The 24,120-nt window shown below is 39.2% G+C and carries 20 protein-coding genes, 1 pseudogene and 1 riboswitch; of the genes and pseudogenes, 14 read left to right on the top strand and 7 right to left on the bottom strand.

Annotation, left to right across the window (positions count from 1 at the left end):
• A partial coding sequence (locus tag C7N65_RS12830; RefSeq protein ID WP_158698126.1) for an LPXTG cell wall anchor domain-containing protein occupies positions 1 to 404 on the top strand: 404 nt, incomplete at its 5' end.
• Positions 405 to 473: 69 nt separating this feature from the next.
• Positions 474 to 2,091, top strand: a pseudogene (locus C7N65_RS10995) (poly(glycerol-phosphate) alpha-glucosyltransferase).
• Between the two features lie 39 nt (positions 2,092 to 2,130).
• Here the strand turns inward: C7N65_RS10995 and C7N65_RS11000 are convergent.
• Positions 2,131 to 3,435 carry an LLM class flavin-dependent oxidoreductase gene (locus C7N65_RS11000; protein ID WP_105994518.1) on the bottom strand — a complete coding sequence of 435 codons (1,305 nt, stop codon included), beginning with the start codon at positions 3,433 to 3,435 and terminating at the stop codon, positions 2,131 to 2,133.
• Between the two features lie 13 nt (positions 3,436 to 3,448).
• On the bottom strand, positions 3,449 to 4,201 hold the full coding sequence (locus C7N65_RS11005; protein ID WP_105994519.1) for a 3-oxoacyl-ACP reductase: 753 nt from the start codon (positions 4,199 to 4,201) through the stop codon (positions 3,449 to 3,451).
• A gap of 105 nt (positions 4,202 to 4,306) precedes the next feature.
• Positions 4,307 to 4,408: riboswitch (TPP riboswitch) on the bottom strand.
• Positions 4,409 to 4,557: 149 nt separating this feature from the next.
• Between C7N65_RS11005 and C7N65_RS11010 the strand changes: the two genes are divergently transcribed.
• The 4 genes from C7N65_RS11010 (at position 4,558) to C7N65_RS11025 (ending at position 7,816) form a co-directional block, all read left to right on the top strand.
• Positions 4,558 to 4,785 (top strand): hypothetical protein, encoded by a 228-nt coding sequence (locus C7N65_RS11010; protein WP_105994520.1) that lies wholly within the window; start codon positions 4,558 to 4,560, stop codon positions 4,783 to 4,785.
• A 152-nt stretch (positions 4,786 to 4,937) separates the two neighbouring features.
• On the top strand, positions 4,938 to 6,353 hold the full coding sequence (locus C7N65_RS11015) for a YfcC family protein (protein WP_105994521.1): 1,416 nt from the start codon (positions 4,938 to 4,940) through the stop codon (positions 6,351 to 6,353).
• Positions 6,354 to 6,390: 37 nt separating this feature from the next.
• Positions 6,391 to 6,762 (top strand): YbgA family protein, encoded by a 372-nt coding sequence (locus C7N65_RS11020; RefSeq protein ID WP_105994522.1) that lies wholly within the window; start codon positions 6,391 to 6,393, stop codon positions 6,760 to 6,762.
• Positions 6,763 to 6,952: 190 nt separating this feature from the next.
• Entirely contained in the window at positions 6,953 to 7,816 is an 864-nt protein-coding gene (locus C7N65_RS11025; RefSeq protein ID WP_234019085.1) for a phytoene/squalene synthase family protein, read from the top strand.
• Between the two features lie 56 nt (positions 7,817 to 7,872).
• On the opposite strand, the gene C7N65_RS11030 is transcribed toward C7N65_RS11025, so the two are convergent.
• Positions 7,873 to 8,298 (bottom strand): pyridoxamine 5'-phosphate oxidase family protein, encoded by a 426-nt coding sequence (locus tag C7N65_RS11030; RefSeq protein ID WP_105994524.1) that lies wholly within the window; start codon positions 8,296 to 8,298, stop codon positions 7,873 to 7,875.
• 121 nt (positions 8,299 to 8,419) lie between these two features.
• Here C7N65_RS11030 and C7N65_RS11035 point away from each other — a divergent pair, with 121 nt between their 5' ends.
• From C7N65_RS11035 to C7N65_RS11045, 3 genes are all read left to right on the top strand, one after another.
• On the top strand, positions 8,420 to 9,604 hold the full coding sequence (locus C7N65_RS11035; protein WP_199790689.1) for a glycerate kinase: 1,185 nt from the start codon (positions 8,420 to 8,422) through the stop codon (positions 9,602 to 9,604).
• A 277-nt stretch (positions 9,605 to 9,881) separates the two neighbouring features.
• Complete coding sequence (locus tag C7N65_RS11040; RefSeq protein WP_105994525.1) at positions 9,882 to 11,315, top strand: YhgE/Pip family protein; 1,434 nt, start codon at positions 9,882 to 9,884, stop codon at positions 11,313 to 11,315.
• 66 nt (positions 11,316 to 11,381) lie between these two features.
• Positions 11,382 to 11,837: a MarR family winged helix-turn-helix transcriptional regulator gene (locus tag C7N65_RS11045; RefSeq protein WP_105994526.1), complete on the top strand. Its 456-nt coding sequence runs from the start codon at positions 11,382 to 11,384 to the stop codon at positions 11,835 to 11,837.
• A gap of 129 nt (positions 11,838 to 11,966) precedes the next feature.
• On the opposite strand, the gene C7N65_RS11050 is transcribed toward C7N65_RS11045, so the two are convergent.
• The gene (locus C7N65_RS11050; RefSeq protein ID WP_234019086.1) at positions 11,967 to 12,629 is read right to left on the bottom strand and encodes a sulfite exporter TauE/SafE family protein; all 663 of its coding nucleotides are present in this window, start codon (positions 12,627 to 12,629) and stop codon (positions 11,967 to 11,969) included.
• A 223-nt stretch (positions 12,630 to 12,852) separates the two neighbouring features.
• On the opposite strand from C7N65_RS11050, the gene C7N65_RS11055 reads away from it, so the two are divergent.
• Positions 12,853 to 13,854, top strand: a complete 1,002-nt coding sequence (locus C7N65_RS11055) for an NADP-dependent oxidoreductase (protein WP_158698129.1) — start codon at positions 12,853 to 12,855, stop codon at positions 13,852 to 13,854.
• A 67-nt stretch (positions 13,855 to 13,921) separates the two neighbouring features.
• On the opposite strand, the gene C7N65_RS11060 is transcribed toward C7N65_RS11055, so the two are convergent.
• Positions 13,922 to 14,764 (bottom strand): CPBP family intramembrane glutamic endopeptidase, encoded by an 843-nt coding sequence (locus C7N65_RS11060; protein ID WP_105994528.1) that lies wholly within the window; start codon positions 14,762 to 14,764, stop codon positions 13,922 to 13,924.
• Between the two features lie 304 nt (positions 14,765 to 15,068).
• Between C7N65_RS11060 and mqo the strand changes: the two genes are divergently transcribed.
• From mqo to C7N65_RS11080, 4 genes are all read left to right on the top strand, one after another.
• A complete protein-coding gene (mqo, locus tag C7N65_RS11065) occupies positions 15,069 to 16,553 on the top strand; it encodes a malate dehydrogenase (quinone) (protein ID WP_105994529.1) in 1,485 nt (494 codons plus the stop codon).
• A 237-nt stretch (positions 16,554 to 16,790) separates the two neighbouring features.
• Positions 16,791 to 18,311, top strand: coding sequence for an AbgT family transporter (locus tag C7N65_RS11070; RefSeq protein ID WP_105994530.1), 1,521 nt, complete (start codon positions 16,791 to 16,793; stop codon positions 18,309 to 18,311).
• 26 nt (positions 18,312 to 18,337) lie between these two features.
• Entirely contained in the window at positions 18,338 to 19,489 is a 1,152-nt protein-coding gene (locus C7N65_RS11075; RefSeq protein WP_199790690.1) for a M20 metallopeptidase family protein, read from the top strand.
• Between the two features lie 389 nt (positions 19,490 to 19,878).
• Entirely contained in the window at positions 19,879 to 20,724 is an 846-nt protein-coding gene (locus tag C7N65_RS11080) for a hypothetical protein (protein WP_105994531.1), read from the top strand.
• A 70-nt stretch (positions 20,725 to 20,794) separates the two neighbouring features.
• Here the strand turns inward: C7N65_RS11080 and C7N65_RS11085 are convergent, their stop codons facing one another.
• Both C7N65_RS11085 and C7N65_RS11090 read right to left on the bottom strand, forming a co-directional pair.
• Positions 20,795 to 22,327 (bottom strand): bifunctional metallophosphatase/5'-nucleotidase, encoded by a 1,533-nt coding sequence (locus C7N65_RS11085; RefSeq protein ID WP_105994532.1) that lies wholly within the window; start codon positions 22,325 to 22,327, stop codon positions 20,795 to 20,797.
• A gap of 23 nt (positions 22,328 to 22,350) precedes the next feature.
• Complete coding sequence (locus C7N65_RS11090) at positions 22,351 to 23,916, bottom strand: DNA-binding protein (protein ID WP_105994533.1); 1,566 nt, start codon at positions 23,914 to 23,916, stop codon at positions 22,351 to 22,353.
• Positions 23,917 to 24,120 lie beyond the last annotated feature (204 nt).

A 24,120-nucleotide genomic window follows, 5' to 3' on the forward strand; every position in this document is an offset into this window, starting at 1 on the left:
ATGCTGATGCCGATGCTGACGCAGATGCAGATGCTGACGCCGACGCCGATGCCGATGCCGACGCAGATGCTGACTCAGATTACCCTAATGAACCAACTGAACCAGTAAATCCTGATGAGCCGGGTGAATCAGGACAGCCGTCTGAGCCAGGACAGCCGTCTGAGCCAGGACAACCGTCTGAACCAGGTCAACCAGGTGAACCTGCTGGTCCAACGCCAGAACAAGGTGTTGAAAATGGTTCAAATGGTGAACAACCAAGTCATGCTGAAGGTAATGGAGATAAAGAATTACCTGATTCAGGTGAAGAAAATAATAATAAACAAGCTACTTTATTCGGTGGTCTATTCGCAGCACTAGGTTCTGCACTATTATTAGGACGCCGTAAGAAAGATAAGAAACAATAATTCTATTTGAATAGTGGGCTGGACGATGTCCGGCCCATTTATACATATTTAATGAGAAGGGGTTTGGCCATGATGATAAACAACGAGATTGAACAAGTACTACAAAAAGCAGATCAACAATTGTTAGGTAAAGATTATGTGTTTGTAAGCTTAGGTAATCCGAATATGAAAGCAGTTGTTAAGCTGTTAAAAAACTCTAACAATCTTAAAAGAGATATTGTGAAACAATATGATCAGTTTAAAAAGAAAGCTGGGAAATATCCTCAATGGGTCAAAGTTGATTTTGTTTATCGTACGAGGGATGTTGTATTTGAAGAGGTCAAACGCGATTTAGAGGAAACACGTCGTAATTATATTGATTACGGTATCGCGTATGACCAAAATTGGAATTTGGCTTTTATGGCTGAAGAAATCAACATCAATGCATTTGTCAGACCTACGAAAGATAAAAAGAAATTCTTCTTATCAGAAGACAATATCAATAATTATTTGAAAAAGTATACGAAACATAAGCAGTTTTATAAACATCAAGATTATGCTGGAAAGCCTATCACAACGTTTTATACGAAAGGTTATTTTATTGAAAATCATGAAGTATATGAGTTAGGGGCAGAGGGTCGAGAAAAAGGTTTGCGTAAAGTGGATAATTTATCTCGCGAGATTGATAAGATGCTTGAAACATCTACGGATTATTTAGCGAATGAATTACAACCTAACGGAAAATTCTTCTATGGCTACTTCCCGCACTTTGATAAGAAAATCAGCTTCTATAATAATTTGAGACATGCTTCATCTACTTATGCTTTGATGGAAGGGCTACATTATTTAAATAAAGATATCAGTGTAGCTGAAAAGGCGATAGATTACTTAATCGACAACTATTTGTTTGAACAAAATGATAAAGCACATATCTTCGATGACACTAAAAACATCAATGAAATTAAACTAGGTCAAAATGCGGCGTTTATCTTTGCGGTTTGCGAGTATTTGAAAATCAAACCAGGTAATGAAAAGTATTTAGAAGCAGCACAAAAAGTTGCAGAAGGTATTCTCTCTATGATAAATCAAGAAACGGCTGAAACGGTGCATGTTTTGCATTATCCAAGCTTAGAAGTCAAAGAACAGTTTCGTGTGATTTATTATGATGGAGAAGCCGCATTAGGATTATTGCGTCTCTATCAAATCGATAACAACGAAAAATGGTTAGATACTGTAAGAAGTATGTTTGATCGTTTTATTAAAATGAATTACTGGAAGAACCATGACCATTGGTTAGGTTATTGTACGAATGAATTAATTCAAATAGACCCTAAAAAAGAATATATTGAGTTCGGAATCAGAAATGTTTCTAGCTATCTAGACTTTATCAAACATCGTATTACCACGTTCCCGACTTTCTTAGAGAGCGACGTATCATATTATTAGAAAAGCAAGAGAAAAAGGATATGGAACACTTGTCGACCAACTCATCAACGTGGATGCACTCATGGAAACCATTCATACCCGTGCAGATTATCAGCGCACAGGTTATTTCTATCCTGAACTGGCAATGTATTTTAAGAATCCAAAACGTATATTAGGTTCATTCTTTATCAAACACCATGGTTATCGTGTCAGAATCGATGACATTGAGCACTATATTTCAGGTTATGTTCAATATCAAAAAGTATTTAAAGAGAATGAATAAGAAGATAGGCCATGCTCCAAAGGGGGCATGGCCTATTTATTAAACTCCTAAATGTTCTCTGAACATATGTCCTTCATATGATGTACGATAGATATTGCGCTTTTGCAGTTCTGGAATGATGAGGTTGACGAAATCTTCTAAGCTGCCAGGTAAAGTCGGAGGCATGAGATTGAAACCATCTGCGACGCCTTCATTGAACCAGTGTTCCATTTCATCAACGATTTCTTCTGGTGTACCGATCAGTGTGAGATGACCGCCGCCTGCATTAAGGTAGCCGAGTAATTCACGTACTGTCGGATTTGTATCGCGGATAATTTCTAAGACTGTTTCATATCTGCCGACAGGTCCTGTAAATTCTGAAACAGGGGGCAGTTCTGGTACTTTCTCATCTAACGCCCATTTAGAACAATCTTGTTGTACAAAGAAGCTGAGTTGATTTAAGGCTGTTTCAATAGGAAGCAGGTTGTCTAATTCAGCTTTCTTCGCAAGTGCTGCTTCACGTGTTTCAGCGACATAAGTCACAAGACCTGGGAATACTTTAAGTTCGCGGTCAGTCTGTCCGGAGGTCTTGATTTCATCATCTAAACGCTGTCTGAACTGCTTTGCTTGTTGGATATTCCATGATACAGAATAAACAGCATCCGCATATTTTACAGCTAAAGCGACACCTTGTTTAGAAGCACCTGCTTGCATGGCAACGGGTTTGCCTTGTGGACTGCTCGGTGTAGATAGTGGACCACGTACTTGGAAATTGTCGCCTTTATGCTGGAACGGTTGAATGTGTTCAGCGTCAATCAGCTGATTGTTTGTGCGGTCATGTTTGAAGTCATGCACAGACCAAGATTCGAATAATTGATTCATTACTTTTGCGAATTCATCTGCGACCGCATAACGTTCTGCGTGATTCGGCAATGCTTCCATACTGTGATTTTGCGCTTCGATATCTGTCATGGATGTGACTAAATTCCAACCTACACGTCCGTTAGTGATATGATCCAAACTTAAAAGCTGCCTTGCGGCAGTATAAGGATTAGAAAATGTACTGGAAATAGTAGACACCAAACCGACATGTTTTGTGACTTGTGATATCGCGGTTAAGTTGACGATAGGGTCAAACCAGAATGCGGGCATGGTTGTGTCGTTGTTTGCGGGAAAAGATTGATTATCCGCAAAGAAAACGGCATCGAAATAACCGCGTTCTGCGATTTGTGCGAGTGTTTGATAATATTGGATGGTTCCGATTTGTTCGATACTGGAATCAGGCATTAACCAAGCTGCCTGATGATGACCAGTGCCATATAATAATACGCCTATATGCAACTGTCTCTCTTTTGGTACAGGCATGTTGTTTCACCTCTTAGTTCATTGTTAAGCCGCCATCGACTGTAATATTTTGGCCTGTAATTCCGTCTGCTTGTTTTGAAACTAAATACGCCACCATATTTGCGACATCTTGCGGTGTTGTTACTTTGCGAAGTGGTGTAGTTTGGGCAATCAAGTCAAAGACTTCAGGTGTTGTTGCAGAACTTGCATCAGTCGTTTTCAACAAACCGCCGGATACTACATTCGCATTGATACCGTATTGGCCTAATTCAGCTGCGATATTACGTGTGAAACCGATTAAAGCAGCTTTAGCTGTTGTATATTCGTGGTACGGTACAACTGGATTTTGATATAAATTAGTACCGATAGATACGACAGTACCGCGTTGGCGTTCCATAAATTGAGGAATGACACTTTGAACGACATTGAACGCAGCTTTTAAAGTGCCGTCGATTTGTGTTTGATAGTCTTCCCAATCCATATCTTTAAATGCTTTTTGAGCAGTCGGATCAAATTTGAATCCGATTAATGCATTATTGACAACGCCGTCAATTTGACCGAAAGCTTTCGTACCTTCTTGTACTAAGCGTTCTACATCTTCACGTTTTGTGACGTCTGCTTGAATTGCGACGGCATGTTCATTACCGATTTCTTCTGCGAGTGCTTTTGCTGCTGCTTCGCTTTGATTGTAGTTAATGATGACATTAAAGCCTTGTGTGCCTAAAGTACGGCTGATTGCTGCACCTAAGCCGCGTCCGCCGCCTGTTACTAATATTGTTCTTGCCATATTCATTCGCTCCCTTTATGAAATTAGACATAAAAAAATACACACCTGCAAAACAGCTGTGCGTAAAAGAGCGAGACAAAATCCTATTATAAGACATACTACATTTGCCGCTATCTCACACTTTCCTACGCTAGTTTCAGCTAGATCAGGTTCAAAGGGTCTGAGGCAAGGCCTCATCTCAGTTTTAAAACGCCCCTAGTGCATTATTCTTGTCATTACACTCAATGTATCGAGTTTCATATAACGTGTCAAGAAAGTGTGATTTTGTTTCAATTAGTAAAAAAACATGAACAGAAATGTTATGATGAAATGGAATGAAAAATACGGGATAACCCTGCAGAATTGGAGTGAGTGGAATGTTCTGGTTAGGTATGTCATTCCCTTTATTAGCAATTATCTTTATTGTGTTCGCAATACGTGAAGAAAAGCAGCGTAAAATAAAACAACAAGAAAAAGAAGCTAAATGGGAAGCACAAAAACAACAAGAAGCAAAAGCTCAAAATGAAACACAGCGTGTTGAAAATGCAACAAAATCTGAGACACAAACTACAGATGAAACGACAACTTCAGACAACCAAAAATAAGGAAAACAAAGCTGACCGAAAATACAACGGTCAGTTTTTATATGTAATGGCACATGACTGTTCCTAGAAATTAATACGACTATTCCTGATAGATTAGGTTATATAATCTAAAATAAGAAAATTCAGATAATAACTGAGTTGGGGGAATGTGTATGAAAGAAAAGGGACAGAATCATTCAGAGGATCAAACGTCTAAAATCAAACTGAAGACACCGCACACCTATGCATTATTAATGATGATTATTGCGGTGGCTTGCGTGCTAACTTACGTTATTCCGGCAGGTGAATACAAACGTGTAGATAAGGGCGGCCAGACTTTAGTGGTCCCGGGGTCTTATCATGAAATTGCACAGAATGGTGTCGGCTTTTTAGATTTGTTCAGAGCAGTGCCTGAAGGGTTATTGACTGGTGGAGAGATTGTCTTTTACATCTTCTTAGTCGGCGGTGCATTTGGAATTGTACATCGTACAGGTGCGTTTGAAAACGGCATTAACCGTGCGATTCAAATTTTAGGTTCTTCAAAAATATTGATGATTCCTTTAACTATGATTGGCTTCTCGATATTAGGCTTCTCTATAGGTTTAGCCGAAGAAACGATTATTTTTGTGCCAATCGGTGTCTTGATTGCACGTACGTTAGGTTATGATGCGATGACAGGGGCAGCGATGGTTATACTGGGTGCTGCAAGCGGATTTATCGGCGGTATGCTGAATCCATTTACGGTCGGAGTGGCTCAAACTGTCGCAGAATTACCGATGTTCTCAGGCTGGGGTTTACGTTCAATTATTTACTTATTCATACTGATAGCCGCAATTACATGTGTCATGCTGTATGCACGCAAAGTAAAACGCAATCCAAAGAAAAGTATTGTCTATGAACTTGAACAATCTGAAGGCAACAGTCATAAAGCAGTGGATTATGGCCGCTTTACTAAACGTCAAGCACTCGCTTTATTAATGATTATCTTTGCGATTATTTTTAATGTCTACGGTATCTTTACGTATGAATGGAGTTTTAATCAAATGAGTGCCAATTTTGTATTGGCAGGTTTAATTGCCGGACTAATCAGCGGATTAGGTTTGAATGGCACATTTGATGCGATGATTGAAGGCATGAAAGACATTTTATTTGGAGCGATGATTGTCGGCTTTGCGAAAGGGATTGTTGTGATTTTAGAACAAGGGAAGATTATTGATACGATTATTCACGCTATGACAACCTTGCTCAATGATGTTCCATCATCTATTGTGATTATTGTCATGTTTATTTTCCAATTCTTCTTAAACTTCTTTATCCCGTCAGGTTCAGGACAAGCACTGACAACGATGCCGTTGATGGTTCCGATTTCTGATTTGCTGGATATTAACCGACAGCTGACTGTTTTAGCATTCCAGTACGGTGACTCCATCAGCAACGTCTTATTCCCGACATCTGCTATTTTGATGGGAGCGTTGGCAGTCGCAAAAATTTCATATATACAATGGCTCAAATTTGCGTGGAAACTGATTTTGCTTTGGGGTATTATTTGTGCCGTTGCGATGTCGATTGCGTTGCTTGTCGGATATTAATGAAGAAAAGATTAACGTTAGAACAGGAGCATAGATAGTGAGTCAATATACAAAAGAAAAGCTGTGTTACACATATAAATATGAAGTCATGTGGCACAGTCAAAAGCATTATCAGCTGATTCGCGATAAGTTGAAAGAAAATATCAGTGAAACGGAATTAGATGATTTTATCGCAGCTGCTTTAGCTATAACACCGTCCTCAGAGTCTGTTATCAAGACATTTGATCATATGTGGGGATACTTTAAGAAGACTGCAGATGAAAAAGAAAAAGCACAGCACACAACACTCAAATCAGAGTATCTTCAAGGACAAACTACAAAGGAAGATTTGCTGCGGTTTATTAGAAGTCTTGCACAAAAATATGACAGTACTTATTTGTTGACCAGTTCATTTTTGAAAAAAGGGTGACAATCTTTCATTCAGTCATAAATATTTCCACAAATGTACAGGTTATTGAATGACATTCATAGTGTTTTCAATTAGTATGAGACACAAGTTCAAAATATATAAACCCAGCAAAAACTGCGGAATAACTTTATAAATATCCATTTAGGGTATATATCCCTGTGATGAATATAGACAACAAGGTGTGATTTGAGTGGAACAATTAATAAATGAGGATTATGAATATTGCAGGCAAATAATGGAGGAGTACTCTAAGACTTTCTCTTATGCTTTTAACAGTCTTCCTGAGGCAGAACGTAAAGCAGTCTGGGCAATTTATGCCGTTTGTCGAATGATAGACGACAGTATAGATGAATATGAAGATCCAAAACGCTTGGATCAAATTCGCAATGATTTAGAAATGATATATCAAGGCAATTCACAAAATACATCATTTCAAAGCAATGCTTCTGTGATGCGTGCATTTCGCGATACTTTACAATCATACCCAGTCCCATTACATGCATTTACTACATTAATGGACTATGTACAAAGCGATTTGACGATGACTGCCTTAGAGACAGATGAGGAACTTTATGCCTATTGCTACGGTGTGGCAGGTACCATTGGCGAACTTTTAACACCGGTATTAGCTTATGAAGCACATTATAAAACTGCCGATAAAGTAGGCATTGAACTCGGTAAAGCACTTCAAATCACTAATATCTTACGTGATGTCGGAGAAGATTTTGAGAACGACCGTATTTATTTAAGTGCAGAACGCTTAAAAGCTTATAATGTGGATTTGAAGGAAAACTTCGAACATGGCGTGACACAAAACTATATTGATTTGTGGGAAAGCTATGCTAAAGATGCAGATGCTATGTATGAGAATGCATTAAGCCATTTGGATTACTTCCATGAAGAAGCACGTCCGATTATTGAAGTGGCCGCAAAAGCGTATCGCGAAATTTTAGAAGTCGTACGCAAGAAAAAGTATTCCTTACACCAACGTGCATATGTCAGCCGTTTGAAAAAAGGACAAATTTATCGACGTGTCATGAAATCTTATAAATAATATAAAATCAGCACGCAATTCTTAGGAGTTGCGTGCTGATTTATGCGTTTTAAAGTTTAATCAAACTCTACTAATTGCGGTCCGTCTTCACTGTCGCTGTTCATTAAGCGAATCGAACGCGGCATGGCACGAATGACACAGAGTCTCGGATCAGACTTATTGTTGAAGAAGCTTTTATCAGATTCTTCCCAAATCCAATCAATGACATCAGGATCTTCTGTGACTTCTAAGTCTGCATAGATTTCTAAGAAACTGTGATTTTTAGTGTCGTCATATCCCAGTAAAATATGTGCAACAGGATTATTTTCTATCTCTTCGATTTTCAATGAATCTCTGCTTGTTTTTGTGTATAAGTCGAATTCTTGGTCATAGAAAATCATATAACGGCTGTCAGGTGCATTTTCATGTGCAGTAGAAAGTACCCCGATACGGGATTTTTTCATGATATCTTTTATCTTTTTCAATACAACTTGTCTGTCCATTTTTCTTCACCTCGTCATTTAAATACCCAAGAACAATGTCTTTTAAAAGTTGTGTCATATAAGCATATTTTGTGATGCATTAAAAAGCGGATATAATGAAGTTAAGTAAGGAGGAAGCGGTATGGTTATTCATAAAGTAGTGATTGCGCCGGATGCATTTAAAGAATCATTAACAGCAGCAAACGCAGCGCAAGCAATCGAACAAGGTATGCGTGCAGTGCTGCCGGAATCAGTCGTATATGATAAAGTTCCGATGGCAGACGGCGGAGAAGGGACGATGCAGTCCCTGCATGATGCTTTAGGCGGTACATTTCATACTGTAAAGGTCATAAACGCAGCAGGCGGTATTATCCCAGCGACGTATTCATATGTTGCGCATACAAAGACCGCAATCATTGAATTAGCAGAAGCCTCAGGGTTAGAAAAAGTGCGACGTACCAAGCGTAATCCTTTAATAACATCGACCTATGGAACCGGGCAATTAATTGCGGCTGCACTTGATCAAGGTGCACAAAAAGTCATTTTAGGGATAGGCGGAAGTGCCACGAATGACGGCGGAACAGGTATGATGAAAGCTTTAGGTGTAAAGTTTTTAGATGATTTCTCTCATGAATTGCCTGAAGGCGGTGCTGCGCTTGCACACTTAGCACATATTGATATGTCGCAAATGGATCCGCGTTTAACAAATGTCGTCTTCGAAGTCGTATGTGATGTAGATAATCCATTGCTCGGACCACATGGCGCAACCCATACTTATGCGAAACAAAAAGGTGCGAATACAGATGATATTACACAGCTTGAAGCGGCACTTTCCCGTTATAATCAAGTACTTATACAAACGTTTAATCATGACTATTCGACAGTTCCGGGTGCTGGTGCTGCAGGCGGAACTGGAATTGCTTTGGTCGCATTTTTAGCAGCACAACTATCGAGAGGTATTGATGTCGTTTTACATGAAACAAAGTTAGAACAAAGACTCTCAGATGCTGATGTTTGTATAACCGGAGAAGGCAAAATCGATCAGCAGACCATTTACGGTAAGACCCCAATCGGTGTCGCAAAAGCCGCAAAACAATTCGACTTGCCTGTATATGCATTGTGCGGTGTGACAGGAGAAGGGTATGAAGCGGTAAAAGCACATGGGATTGATACCGTCATGAGTATTACAGGATTAGATGATCGCCCGCAAAGTATAAAACCGCATCCTCCTATTCACAAACAAGATGCGATAGACCATGCTTTTGAACATTTAGAACAATTAGGGTATGAAGCAGGAAAATGGATTCAAGAGAACGCTGAAAAATAGGCGTTCTCTTGAATTTTTCTTAAAATTTTGTAACCGATTACTTGTAGAGTATGCAAGTCTTCAGGAGAAACAAGCAAAAATGTACTCGAAAAAAGATAGAAGTTTATTGTTGACATTGGTTAACTATGCGTTTAATATTATAAAACGTACACAGGGTGTACAATTAAAAATAACAATATTGAATGGGAAAAAATCAACGTGAAAGTGCAGAGATTAGCCTTTTGCGTTTAAAAATCAATAATAGTACATGGGGTGTACTATAAAAGGAGTAAGTAGTATGTGGAATGAATTCAAATTCATTAAAAATAACAAGATGTTAATTGTCGCATTGATTGCGATTGGTTTATTGCCGCTGATATATGTGGCACTTTTCGTAGGTTCCATATGGGATCCTTATGATAAAACAGACAATCTGAAAATAGCGATTGTAAACGAAGATAAAGCAGCAGAGTTTCAAGGCAAACAAATTACTATAGGCGATGACTTAGTAGATAAGCTGAAAGATAATAAAGACTTTAAGTTCCAAGAGACATCTAAAGCAACAGCAAAGAAAGAACTTAAAAACGGCAAATCTATCGGAACGATTATAATTCCAGAAGATACTTCCAAGAATGCGACTACATTATTAAGCAAGCATCCTAAGAAAATAGAATTAGAGACACAAGTCAATCCAGGCTCCAGCTATACAGGCAGCCAAGCAGCACAAAAAGCGATTGATACTGTGACTAAATCGATGCAGAACAATGTAAGAGCGAAATATTTAGATGAGTTGTTTGCGGCGAATAAAGAGTCCAAACAAGGTTATGCGGACACTTCTAATGCACTAGGACAAATGTCAGATGCTGAAGGACAATTAATCGATGGTAATGAACAAGTCACTTCAGGTTTAAAACAAATGGCACCTATGGCAGGTCCACAAGGCGAACAACTCGTTCAAGGCAATGAAAAAGTGACAAACGGTTTAGAACAGTTGAAACAAAATAATGATCAACTTAAACAAAAAATCGATGACGCAGTGAAAAAACAAACAAATGTCCACTTTGAAAACGAAAATGAAAAAGCGTTGAATGACATTGAAAAAGTCACAGAAAATAATCCGACAAAAGCAGATCATTATGGCGAAACAGTCTTGCCTTACATGGCAAGTGTGGGCCTATTTGTAGGTGCAGTTTCCTTTGCGGCTATTTATCCGTTAACGAAAACATTACGCAAAGAGACAGCACCGTGGAAACAATTTACCGGCAAAGTATTGTTATATGTCTTGCAAGGGGCATTCAGTGCATTAATGTTAAGTTTGTGGGTCATCTTCGGACTTGGCTTAGAAATTCAAAATCTAGGCAAATTCTTGCTTGTCGGTTTCTTATGGGCCATTTCATCACTCGCAGTCACATCGTTATTGGTCTTATTCTTAGACCGTGTCGGATTGTTCTTATCGATGTTATTGCTGGTCTTGCAGTTAAGCTCGAGTGAAGGTATGTTCCCGATTGAAATGTCAGCCGCATTCTTTAGATTTATTCATCCATTCTCTCCTATGTCTTATGCGATACAAGGTTATAGAGAAGCGATATTTACTAATGCTGGGCACTTCAGTTTCGGCTTCGTGATGGCAGTCTTAGGCGGTATTGCAATCGGTGCATTGCTGATACAATATCTTGTATTAATTTGGTTCAACAAGCGCGGCAAACCTTTAATTCAAATGAAATTCAACTAATGATAAATCTGTGCAGAACGATTAGAATATTAAGAGAATGAATATATAGAGAACGGAGGCGCACCGATGAGTTACGACATGGAAGAAGCACTGACAAGGTTTGATATTTCCTTAATGAATATTAATAAGACCATTTCAGAAATGCTTCAAGAAGCAGGACTTCAATACACAGTATCTCGTGAACAATTAGAGGCATTGATTATTATTCACACGCACCGTAGGCTGACGATTAATGAACTTGCACAAAAGCAAGGCATCTTTAAGACAGCTGCATCAAAAAGAATTTACAAGCTTGAGAAAATCGGATTGGTGCAGCAAGCACCTTCTGAAAACAAACGTATCAAATTAATGGAAATGACAGAAGAAGGCGCACAGTTTCTTGTCGATGTGAAACGCAAAATGGCACACATTGTAGAAGATGCACTGGATGGCCAATTAACTACAAAAGAAATTGTCCGCTTTGTCGATCAGCTTCAAATTATTGAGGAAGCATTAAAACAACGCAGAATAAAAAACAACTAAAGCAAAAGCCGTGTTGCATCAATGTAACGCGGCTTTTGCTTATCTTATTATTTTGCGAACAACATAATGATACCGAGCAGTATAATAAAAATATAAATCCAATGCTCAAAACGGTCATGCGGTGTTCGCTTAGAAATATATTTCCCGAGCAATACTGCAAGAAGCAATAAAGGTAAGGACATGAAAAACAACGGCAAGGTTTGAGCTGTCCAAATGCCCCCCTGAAACCTGACCGATAATCACAAAAACAGCTGTAATAAGGAAATGGGCTTGAATCGTTGGTTTAAATTCTTTAATTCGATATGGACTCAAGGTAGCATAAATAACAATCGGCACACCATGTGAGTTGTATATACTGCCGAGAACTCCCGAAAGAAAGCCTGAAACACCACTGAATATTGGATGCTTGAGCTGTAAATGTTGAAGATGAGACAACCATGTTGCTTTCGATAGGGCATAAAGGCCATATAGGATTAAAAATACCGCTAAACAGTTTTGAATCATGCCAGTATCAAAGCGGTGTAAGACAACAATGCCTATCGGTATACCAAAAAGACTGCCGATTAACATCACTAAAAGCACTTTGTAATGAATGCCTTTAAAATCACTAAGTATATTCATTAAAGCGACAGAGAGTCCCGCCAAACCTATGACAGAGATGGAAGTGTGGATATCTAAGCCGATAATTGCAAGTAACGGCATACTGATTAAAGCTTCGCCAAAACCGAAATAGGTACGGACTAAAGCTCCTAAGAAAATGGCGATTAGTGAGAGGATTAGTATTTCAGACATGTTTTACTCCTTAAACGTTATGACATGAGAAAGTATACCGATACAATCATTAGCAGAGGTAATGTACGGGTATTAATGTTAAAACAAATCTAATTAAATAATAGGAGTTATTATTGTGTCTATGATGTGGAAATTGTAAACACAGGTTATCTTTATAGTGTAACGTTTTTTCTAGTTTCGTACAAAATAGTATAAATAAGGAGTGAGTTGTATGTCTGAAATGATGAAAGCGATGGCAGTAAAAAAATACGGGAAAAATCCTGTAGAAATGATAGATGTGCCTGTACCTGAAATCAATGCAGAAGAAGTATTGATCAGAGTGAAAGCAGCAAGTATTAATCCAGTGGATTTCAAAATCAGGGACGGTAAATTAAAACAAGTGATGAAACATCAATTTCCGCTTATTCTCGGTAATGATTTAGCAGGTGTAGTGGAAAAGGTCGGTAAAGATGTGACACAGTTTAAAGTAGGAGATAAAGTATACGGACGTCCAGATAAAACGAAAATCGGGACATTTGCTCAATATTTTGCGATAGATCAGCATGATATAGCGTTGATGCCGAGTAATTTAGACTTCGTACAAGCCGCAAGTATTCCGTTAGTCGGCTTAACAACGTATCAAGCCTTTCATGAGGTCATGCATCTTAAAGAAGGCGACAAGGTATTGGTACAAGCAGGTTCTGGCGGTGTCGGTACTTTTGCGATTCAGCTTGGACGTGTGATGGGCTTGCATGTCGCAACGACAGTCAGTGAAAAAAGCGAACGCTTAGTTCATGAACTGGGCGCAGATGAAATCATCAATTATAAACAAACCAACTTTTGGGATGTACTATCTGATTATGACGGTGTGTTTGATTTGATGGGCGGCGAAAACCTGAAACAATCGTTTACCATCTTAAAACGCGGTGGTGCGATTGCGTCATTAGTCGGTCCGCCTACTGAAAAGTTCGCAGACGAATGGCATTTAGGTCTAACAAAGCGTGCAGGTATTTGGTTCTTATCAAGAGATGTGCGCAAGTGGGCCAAACAATACGGCGTACATTATGAGTTCTTCTTAATGCATCCGAGCGGAAAACAACTGCGCACGATTAAGAATCTGATTGAAGAAAATGAAATCAGACCGGTTATTGATCGTGTCTTTCCTTTCCATGAAACACAAAAAGCCCTTGATTACTCAGAACAAGGTCATGCGAAAGGTAAAATTGTCGTTAAAATAGAAGACTGACCGAGGCTTAGGGAAGTCTAAAGATAATGTAAAAGGCGCACCGTAATGGTGCGCCTTTTAAGTATGCTTACATGAAAATTAATGTGATTAAAATAACTACACTTGCTGTAGCGTTATTGAGTACATGGACCATATAACTGTCCCAGATATTTTTGCGGCGGTGATAAGCAAGGTAGAAACAAGCACCCATTCCCATATATAAGAAGAAGCCTATAATGTTGCCACTGGCGTGGTTGAGTGAGAATATCGCAGAGGATATCAGCATCGGCCACCAAAATGAAAACTTAGAGAAGAGTGTTTCTTTGAATATGCCTCTGAATGTGATTTCTTCAAAAAACGGACCTACAAAAGAGATGTGCACAAGAAAGATAACTAAAGCAATAACGATGATAGGATTGCTGAAATCTTTCAAGTTTTGTACTTGCTGCAAGAGTGCTTCGTCATTAGGAGAACTTTGTTCCTTAAAGATCAGTGCAATTAAAAGCATGCAAACAGCGGTCCAAATGCGTGTTGCTATGAAGTATAAAATATTCCAAGCGATATCGACGAGACGAAGCGGTTTCATTTTTTCATAACCTTTTTTGCGGTAATACCAGACGAGCAGTAAAGCTACGAGTCCTGACCAAACGATATATAATGCGACCAGTGCGATAAACGGCATAGCATTCATATTTGGTTTAGAAGCAGCAAAACCAACCATCAGCATCGCAACAATTGTAGGTGTTGTGCATAAAAACATAAAGACAATCCACAAAATAATGTTTAACCAACGTCTACCTTTAGGGCGGATATTATCTGGATGGTTGCGCTGCTTAGGTCTGTGCTGTTTGGGTTCAGACGGTGTTATGTAAGAGGAATCAGAATGCTCGGATTCAGTATGGTAAATATAGTCGTTGTTTTGTTCGCGCATGATGCGACTCCTTTCTCTATCTAGTTAGTTCAAGTCTATCATATGAAAAGTGTTTATCGGTAAGTCTAGCGCAAGTGGCTGTTTTTTCTTCTTAAGCGTAGATAAGTTTAAGATGAGTTGAAATAGAGAATGAATAGAAGTAAGCGTTCAGTTATTAAAAAAGCTCTGTTAATCTCTAAAATCAAATAATTTATAAACAAAATGTTTTGGAATTTTGTCACAAATGGTTTAAGATAGATAAGTAAAGCAGTGAAGGTCAAGTCATCTGATGACCGGATAATTAAAATGAGGAAGGTGGTTTCAAATGAGTCAAGAATCAAAAAACGTTATTTTGATTGGTGCAGGGGTCTTAAGCACAACATTTGGTTCATTTTTAAAAGAAATTCAACCTGACTGGAACATTAAGTTATTTGAACGCTTAGATGGTCCTGGGTTGGAAAGTTCTTATGATACAAGTAATGCTGGTACTGGGCATGCCGCATTATGCGAATTAAACTATACGGTAGAACAACCGGATGGTTCAGTAGATGTAGAGAAAGCAAAAGAGATTAATGAGCAGTTCGAGATTTCTAAGCAATTCTGGTCTCACTTAGTGAAAACCAATGCGATTGAAAATCCGCGCGAATTTATCCATCCATTACCGCACATCAGTTTCGTGCAAGGGATAAAAAACGTACAATTCTTGAAGAAACGTTATGAAGCGTTAAAAGATTTACCGATGTTCTCTGATATCGAATATACTGAAGATCGTGAAAAACTCGCACAATGGATGCCATTGATGATGCATGAACGTTCACCGCATCTTGCGATTGCGGCAAGTAAAATTGATAAAGGTACAGACGTGAACTTCGGGGAATTAACGCGTAAATTAGCGAAAAACTTAGAAGCACATCCGAATGCGGAATTAAACTATCGTCATGAAGTCTTCTCATTCGAACAACGTGCTGACAAAAAATGGGAAGTGCAAGTCCGCGATTTAGATGCAGATACAGTTAAAACGTATGTAGCTGACTATATCTTCATCGGTGCCGGCGGTGCAGCAATTCCATTACTTCAAAAAACACGTATCGAAGAAAGCAAACACTTAGGCGGTTTCCCTATCAGCGGTGCTTTCTTAGTCTGCAACAAACCAGAAATCGTACAGCAGCACGATGCGAAAGTTTACGGCAAAGAGCCGCCAGGCACACCGCCGATGACAGTTCCGCACTTAGACCGTCGTTATGTACGCGGAAAAGAAAGTCTGTTATTCGGACCATTCGCAGCTATCGGACCTAAATTCTTAAAACACGGTTCTAACTTGGATTTATTCCGCTCACTTAACCGCGACAACTTATTAACAATGGCTGCGGCGGGTGCGAAAAACTTATCATTAGTGAAATACTCAATTCAGCAAATGCTGATGAAAAAAGAAGACCGTATGAAAGAATTACGTCGTTTCGTTCCAGATGCGAAAGACGAAGATTGGGATTTACACATTGCCGGCAAACGTGTTCAAGTCATTAAAGACACAAAAGAACATGGCCGCGGCTTTATCCAATTCGGTACAGAAGTCGTACACTCTAAAGACCATACAGTGGTCGCAATGTTAGGTGAATCACCAGGGGCTTCAACTTCAGTGTCTGTTGCTTTAGAAATTATCGAACAAAACTTCCCAGACTATTTAGATCAATGGTCAGGCAAGTTGAAAGAAATGATTCCATCTTATGGTCAATCATTAATTGAAGATACGAACTTATTAAACAAAGTACGTAAAGCATCTGCAGAAACATTGGAATTAAACAAAAAATAAGATACATGCTGAGATGATTAGCTGTATAAAGAAGCGGAGTTGTCTGTAATAGACAGCTCCGCTTTTGTTATGCAGAATTAAATTTTCAAGGGAAAAGGGTGCATATACAATTACCTACTTATATTCCCCAAATCATGTAAGATAACCGTATTAATTTCAATTTTCAGAATTATTTGCACACTTGATTTAATTCTGTATATAATAACCCCAACTCGCATAAAACAGGGGGGACTGTGTATGAAAGAGAATGCAAAGAAAAAGGGGTTTATGGACAAATTTCTGGATATCATTGAGAAGTCGGGGAACAAACTTCCAGATCCAGTTGTTATCTTTATTTCATTATGTGTGATTATTTTAATTGCTTCGTTTATTACAGGGAGCTTAGGTGTAAAAGCGAAGAATCCGGCTGATGGGAAAGTCGTTGAAGCAGTGAACTTATTGACACCTAGCGGTATTGCGAAAATGATTTCTGAAGCTGTAAATAACTTCGCAACTTTCCCGCCGCTCGGCTTAGTACTGGTCGTTATGATCGGGGTGGGGATAGCAGAAAAGACAGGCTACTTTGAAACTGTGATGAAATATACAATTGAAAAAGCACCTAAACAAATTATTGTACCGGTGATTATATTTGTCGGGATTTTAGGGAACGCAGCCGGGGATGCAGCACCGATTGTATTGCCTCCGATTGCGGCGATGGTCTTTATTAAATTAGGCTATCATCCGATTGCAGGGCTGGTTATGGCTTATGCCTCAGCGCTCGGCGGTTTTTCAGCCAGTTTAGTCATCGGGATGACTGACGCTTTAGTAGTTTCTTTTACAGAACCCGCAACTAAATTGGTCAGCGATGCTGTCCATGTGAATGCGGCGATGAACTATTATTTCTTATGTGCTTCTACAGTATTATTGTTAGTTGTGGCTTGGTTTGTAACAGTGAAAATTGTCATACCGAGATTCGGACATTATGAGAACCGTGTAGAAGAAACTGAAGCAGATGTAACACCGCTTGAACGCCGTGCTATGATTTGGTCGAACATTGCTTTAGTTGTGGTACTGCTTGTCATTGCGGCACTGACAATTCCAGAAAACGGTTTGCTGAGAAATCCGAAGACAGGCAGTATTATCAATGACTCGCCGTTAATGGATGGCATTGTGCCGATTATTACGATTTTATTCTTAGTACCTGGTTTAGTGTATGGCTTTGTCGCAAAGACAATGCGTACGTCACGTCAATTTGCTGAAATGCTTGGCGAAGCGATGAGTACAATGGGACCATTTATCGTGATTGTCTTCTTTGCATCGCAGATGCTCGCATACTTCACTTGGAGTAATTTAGGAACAATCTTAGCCATCAAAGGCGCAGATGCCTTGCAAGGTCAAAATGGTGTAGTACTTATTTTAGGAGTGCTGATTCTCTCAGCCGGTATTAATATGCTGATGGGAAGTGCCTCTGCGAAATGGGCTATCTTAGCACCGATACTGATACCTATGCTGATGCTGCTCGGTTACCATCCGGCATTTACACAAACAATTTATCGTGTCGGGGATTCGATTACGAACCCGATTACACCGATGATGCCGTACTTGCCGTTGTTGTTATCCTTTGCACAAAAATACCAAAAGAATATCGGTTTAGGTACATTGATTGCAGGGCTTATGCCGTATTCTGTCGCATTCGGTATCTTTTGGACGTTATTGCTTGTGATTTGGTATCTGCTAGGTATTCCAGTAGGACCAGGCGGACCGATTCACTTGAAGTAAGGATGAGCTGTTAAGGGGGACAAACTATGAACTATGAACAATACAAAGATCGTATTATCGCATATCGCAGACATCTGCATGCACATCCTGAAGTTTCTTTTCAGGAATACGAAACAGCCGCATTTATTCGCGAGCAGCTTTATAACATGGACTGCAAAGTGGTAGAACTGACTGAAACAAGTACAGTTGCGGTATTTAACGAAGGCAAAGGCAAAAAGATTGGTTTACGTGCTGATATTGATGCTTTGCCGATGCAAGAACAACGTACCGATTTAGAATTTATGTCGCAAAACAAAGGGGTGATGCATGCATGCGGGCATGACGGCCATACTGCCGTATTACTCGGTGCAGCCCATTACTTTGATGAACATCGCACATCGATTCCAAATGAAGTCCACTGCATCTTCCAGCATGCAGAAGAACTGATTCCAGGCGGTGCGAGAGAAATGGTGGCGACAGGGTATTTTGATGACTTTGACTTTATATACGGCCATCATTTATGGACACCTTTAGAATTAGGATTCATTGATATTAAAGAAGGGCCGGCCAGTGCCAACTCAGATATTTATCATATTACGATTAAAGGGCATGGCGGACATGCCAGTCAGCCGAATTTGGCACTAGATCCGCTAGTGCTTGGTGCACAATTCGTCAATAACTTGCAGACGATTGTTTCAAGAGATGTCTATCCGTTTGATCCGGTAGTTGTATCTAATACTATCTTTCAAGCAGGTAATATCGGTGCTGAAAATGTCATCGCTGATAAAATCACCCTTGGCGGTTCTGTCCGTACAACGAAAGAAGAAAACAGACAACTGGTTAAAAGACAAATGGAACGTCTGCTCGCAACGACATGTGAAAGTGTCGGTGCAACGTACAAATTAGATTATCTTGTCGGTTATGATGGTGTCTATAATGACCCGGAAAAGACACGCTTTGTAAAACAATTAGCAGAAACTTATTTCCCAGGAAAAGTCGTCACGAAAGATCCGATGATGGGCGGAGAAGATTTCAGTGCCTTTTCTAATATTGTGCCGAGTACGTATGTCTTTATAGGTGCAGGTACTAAAGCAGGAGAATATGACAGACCGCATCATCACCCAAGATTTGCTTTGAATGAAGATGCATTCGAAATGGCGTTTGATATGTTTGTGGAAGTAGCGAAACATTATAAATAATGTATGATAAACCAATGTTTTTGTAACAAATATAAGGATTTTTACAATTAATTAATATTTAAATTCACCTTATAATAACAATTAAACTATTACCATAATTTTATATATACATGATTAATAGGTTGTGTTACGATATAAATAACTGACAGGCTATGATGTGTGTCCTCAATACTTTAATGTTATTGAGGACTTTTTTATAGCATCTAACATCAATCATTGATTGGTATCTATTACTTTAATCGAAAACTTGAGTATTCTGATAAAGTAAGTGCAGTTTAAGGCAATCAGTATACATAATGAACCATGCGTTGAACTACTTGAGCCGCCATCTTTAAGGTGCTTGAGCGTTTGATATAAATATATAAATAAAAAGTACTGGAGGAGTAAAGTTGAAATTTACGAAATTAGGAATTTTTATTGGATTTATCGCATTATTTATTATTTTAGCTGGATGTCAAAGCCAAGAGGACAAAGAGAAAGAGTTTAAAAAACAAACGAACCTATACATTGATAAACTCGCAAAAAATGTAGACAAAGTAGATAAAGCAGGTACAGATAACCCTGAGGACCATAAGAAAATCATCAGTGTTACAGACAAAGCGAATAAACAAATCAAATCAGATTTTAAAAAGTATAAAGAAGACTTCAACAAAGATGCATTAGATAATAAAGATAACAAAAAAATCTATCAAACTATCAGCAACATCACAGATATCTATACACAGTCTTATGATAACTTGCACAAAATTTCAAAAGCAGAAGGCTTAGATAAAGAATCATTTGCAAAACATGCATTGAATGAATTTACTAATTCATACGTGGCATTAGGAACACAAATGAGCAACTTAGAGAAAAGCAAAGCGAAGAAAATTTTAAATGAAAAAGCGTATGACCACTTAAAGAGCACGATTGATCGTTCAACGAATGAAGTGGATACTGTAGCTAAAGGCTATGCGATGCTTCAAGGACAAGGGTTTGATCTTAAAGCAGAAGATATGCCGAAGTTCGATGCTGTGAAGTACGGAAAATATCATAAAGACGGTGAAACGAAAGAAGTTTCTGCAGATAAATACAATCAGCTTGCGGACAAAGCCAACAAAATCTATGACAAAGATTCACAAGTACCGCATGTTGATAAAAGTGTGAATGAACTTTCATACAAACTCTTAGAAGAAAAATACAACTATGCAAAAGCAGTGAAAGAATTAGTCGACAGTTTAACAGAAGCAGCATAAAAAATTTGATATAAGCATAAAACACAGCCTCCGTATTGAATGCGGGGGCTGTGTTTGTCTTTAATGTAATCTATACTTCAACTTTGAAATCTGTCACATTCGGAATATCCAATTCAGGATGTGCTTGCAAGTAATCAATAATCAGCTGTGCACCTTCAGTCGGAATCGATTTGATAATTTTATCTTCACTGAACATTGGATAGTTGCCGCCGCCGACAGCACGATAATTATTCAGTACGACTTCATAGGTTTGATGCATAGCAATCGGCTGTCCTTGATGTGTCAAACGTGTAATACGTTCGCCTTTAGGATTGCCTGCTTTGATAGTATAGGTGATACCTGACCAAATATCATAATTGTAATGCTGAGGCTTAGGTTCAATATATTCAGGGTTCACAATGACTTCTTGGTCTTGTACTTCAAAGTATTTTGCTGTTTGTTCCAAAGCATCTTTAATGTCTTGTCCGCTGAGTTTAAGTACGTTGAAAGTATTAGGGAAGGGATAATTGTTTAAGACATCCCGCATTGTGACTTCGCCTTTAAAGCCGCGTGATAAATCAAATAAGGCAGATGCCGCAATCGGAGCATTGCTTGCTTCCATTAAGATATAATTCAAGAAGTTAAGGTATGGATGCGGTGCAGTGCGTGCTTTAAATTGATCTTCAACGGCCATATCTTCAGATAATAAAGTAATCGGTGCATCCAGCCATTGTTCGATGTAATCACTGAATTGCTGAAGCTCATCTGTCAGTACAGCTTTATCTGGATTATCATCTGTTAGAAGCTGTGCAGTCGCATGATAGACACCTTGATCATGGTAGTCTAAGACAATTTTGCCGACAGTATTGCCTTTAGAACCAGGCTGGATGACTGGGACGCCGTGAATGACTTGTGCGATTTCACGATGCTGGTGGCCGGTGATTAAAAGGTCGATGTCGGTGTGGAAGCGGTCGAGCAATGCATAACTTTCATTTTCTCCAGTTAAGGCTTCCGTAGGTGCACCGCTTTCTAAATCTCTTTCAAACCCGCCATGGTAACATACTGCCACAATATCTGATTTGGCTCTGACTTCAGGCAGCCACTGTGCCAATGTGCTTTCAGCACTTTCAAATGTCAGATCTTCAATGTATTCTGCTTTCTCCCAGTGCGGGATATATTGTGTAGTTAAACCAATCACGCCAATCGTCAATCCCTCTCTTTGTAAATACGTGACACCATGACCAGTGAAGGGTTCGCCGTTTTCTAAAATGTTCGCAGATAAGACTGGATAATCTAAATCCGCTAATGTGTCTTTGAGATAATTTAATCCGAAGTTAAACTCATGATTTCCGATTACACCTAAGTCAAATCCGAATTGATTATAAATCGCCGCCAGCTGTTCTGCAGATTCTCTTTCTTTCGCAAGATAATGTCCAATAGGCGATCCTTGAAGAAAGTCGCCGTTATCTATACGAATCGTGTTTTTGTACTGTGCACTATCTTCTTCTATGATGGCTTTGGTATGCAAGAGCCCCATCGGTAATCGTTGCGTCTTGTCTTGATAGTCGGTTGGAAAGAGATAGCCGTGTACATCGCTGACGATATAGAATGCAAGTTGTGTCAAAGTAAAATCCCCCTATGTGCGTATCAGTTAATCGTTATAGATTGTGTTTTCAGGTTATGCGAACCTTGTTTTAAACGCAAGTGTGCAGATCCTGAAGCATCAGATATTGTTTGACCTTTCAATGTCAGTGTCGCATTGCCGTTTCTGTCTGTTTGAACAGACTGTGCTGTACTATAACCTGGTGATGATTGTGTGCCGAATGTCGCAAGCTGTCGTCCGCCATCTGCGTAAATACCGGCACGCAAATCGTTTAAAGTTTGGTTGGCAGGCTGATCTTTAAATTGGATTTTGATAGTAAATGTTTGTCCTGCTTGAAGCTGTTCAGGCACATCGAATGCAATGCCATTCGTATTGATAGATGTGCTGCTTGTATCCTCATCTGGTGTTGAAGGCTGTTCTTCTTTTGGAGTTTCAGATTGTGAGCCTCCATAGCTGCCAGCCGCAAAAGTTGATGGGTCATACCATTTATAACCTGCTTTAGGTGCTGACCAAGGTTCTTTTTGCGGTTCTGTTGATTGCTTTGGCTGTTCGAAATCTTTCAATGGTGTGGCTTGGTCTTTTGAGATACCGAGTGCTGTGATCGATTCGGCATCCTCTTGTTTGCCGAGCCACGTTGTTAAGTTAGAGAGCAATTGCTGATTGTCTGCTTCTTTAAAGCCGTCATAAGTTTTCTTTGTATCTCCGCTGTCTTCTCGTTTGTATTTCGGTGTGCTGTCTTCAACTAAAGATGAATCACCGATAAATGCAGCTTTGCCTTTGCCGACTTTAGACACCGCGACATAAGGCCCTTCAGCTTTACCGCCTCCGGCATAAACGCCTTGATCCACTGCATGCGACCATTTTTGTTCTGAAGATAAACCTTCAGGTGTATAAATAATGCCCTTTGCTTTATCAGGGTCAGTAATGGCTAACGTTGAGCCTGCATGCATAGAAACACTGTTGACATTATCTGTGATGCCCATTGCATCTTTGCCTGTTACCATATTTTTCGTTGTAAGATTGTTTAAACCATTATATCTAAAGCGTACACCAAAGTTTTCAGCTAACCAATCAGAACTGTTTACGCCTTGCATAGCCTCTGATTGCTTTTCATCTTGTGTCATATCTTTGGTCATATCATTGTATGCACCGCGGCGATAGCCGTTCATGGCTTCAGATGAATCAATACGGTTCAAGTTGCGGTCTGCGTTATAGTGATCAGAAATAAAAATAATACTGCCGCCTTGTTTCGCAAAATCAACCATAGCTTGTTGTTCAGAAGATTTGAAAGGTGTATTCGCTTCAGGAATGACTAGAATCTTTGTATCTTTTAACTTTTCAGGCGTGATACTTGCTCGTCCGCGTAATTCTTTCACTTGATAACCTTGCTTTGCGATTTGGTTGGCATAATCAGAAAAACCGCCGTCTAAGACCCAATCTGCCGCACCTGCGGTTTGGGCATGTGAATTATCCATAAGTACTTTTCCTTTTTCAGCTTCTCCGATAGTCGGTGCATCAGTTGTACTTTGTGCGTATGTATCAGGTGATGCACTGAGTAGTGTAGTTGCAATCAGAACAGAACTTGCGACGTAACGATGGATTACTTTCAATTGAATGTTCCTCCTAAAATGGTTATGTATTTATTTTTATTTACTTGTCCTTTCATTATATTCGTAATCTTAGAAAGTTACATTGGATAAATTTAAGATTTACGATAACTTAACTAAAGCTTCAAATAATTTAAAACGAATCAACATCGCATAAATTATTTACTCAATCTACACAAATATTGTGTTGTTTCTCACTTTAATTCA

Source organism: Staphylococcus simulans, assembly GCF_002994445.1.
GTDB classification, from domain to species: Bacteria; Bacillota; Bacilli; order Staphylococcales; family Staphylococcaceae; genus Staphylococcus; species Staphylococcus simulans_B.

Excerpts from the sequence above, each read along its gene's own strand:
- C7N65_RS11035 (WP_199790689.1), top strand. The coding sequence starts at position 8,420 with ATGGTTATTCATAAAGTAGTGATTGCGCCGGATGCATTTAAAGAATCA.
- mqo (WP_105994529.1), top strand. The coding sequence starts at position 15,069 with ATGAGTCAAGAATCAAAAAACGTTATTTTGATTGGTGCAGGGGTCTTA.
- C7N65_RS11075 (WP_199790690.1), top strand. The coding sequence starts at position 18,338 with ATGAACTATGAACAATACAAAGATCGTATTATCGCATATCGCAGACAT.
- C7N65_RS11005 (WP_105994519.1), bottom strand. The coding sequence starts at position 4,201 with ATGGCAAGAACAATATTAGTAACAGGCGGCGGACGCGGCTTAGGTGCA.
- C7N65_RS11010 (WP_105994520.1), top strand. The coding sequence starts at position 4,558 with ATGTTCTGGTTAGGTATGTCATTCCCTTTATTAGCAATTATCTTTATT.
- C7N65_RS11050 (WP_234019086.1), bottom strand. The coding sequence starts at position 12,629 with ATGTCTGAAATACTAATCCTCTCACTAATCGCCATTTTCTTAGGAGCT.
- C7N65_RS11040 (WP_105994525.1), top strand. The coding sequence starts at position 9,882 with ATGTGGAATGAATTCAAATTCATTAAAAATAACAAGATGTTAATTGTC.
- C7N65_RS11015 (WP_105994521.1), top strand. The coding sequence starts at position 4,938 with ATGAAAGAAAAGGGACAGAATCATTCAGAGGATCAAACGTCTAAAATC.
- C7N65_RS11030 (WP_105994524.1), bottom strand. The coding sequence starts at position 8,298 with ATGGACAGACAAGTTGTATTGAAAAAGATAAAAGATATCATGAAAAAA.
- C7N65_RS11070 (WP_105994530.1), top strand. The coding sequence starts at position 16,791 with ATGAAAGAGAATGCAAAGAAAAAGGGGTTTATGGACAAATTTCTGGAT.
- C7N65_RS11060 (WP_105994528.1), bottom strand. The coding sequence starts at position 14,764 with ATGCGCGAACAAAACAACGACTATATTTACCATACTGAATCCGAGCAT.
- C7N65_RS11045 (WP_105994526.1), top strand. The coding sequence starts at position 11,382 with ATGAGTTACGACATGGAAGAAGCACTGACAAGGTTTGATATTTCCTTA.
- C7N65_RS11055 (WP_158698129.1), top strand. The coding sequence starts at position 12,853 with ATGAAAGCGATGGCAGTAAAAAAATACGGGAAAAATCCTGTAGAAATG.
- C7N65_RS11000 (WP_105994518.1), bottom strand. The coding sequence starts at position 3,435 with ATGCCTGTACCAAAAGAGAGACAGTTGCATATAGGCGTATTATTATAT.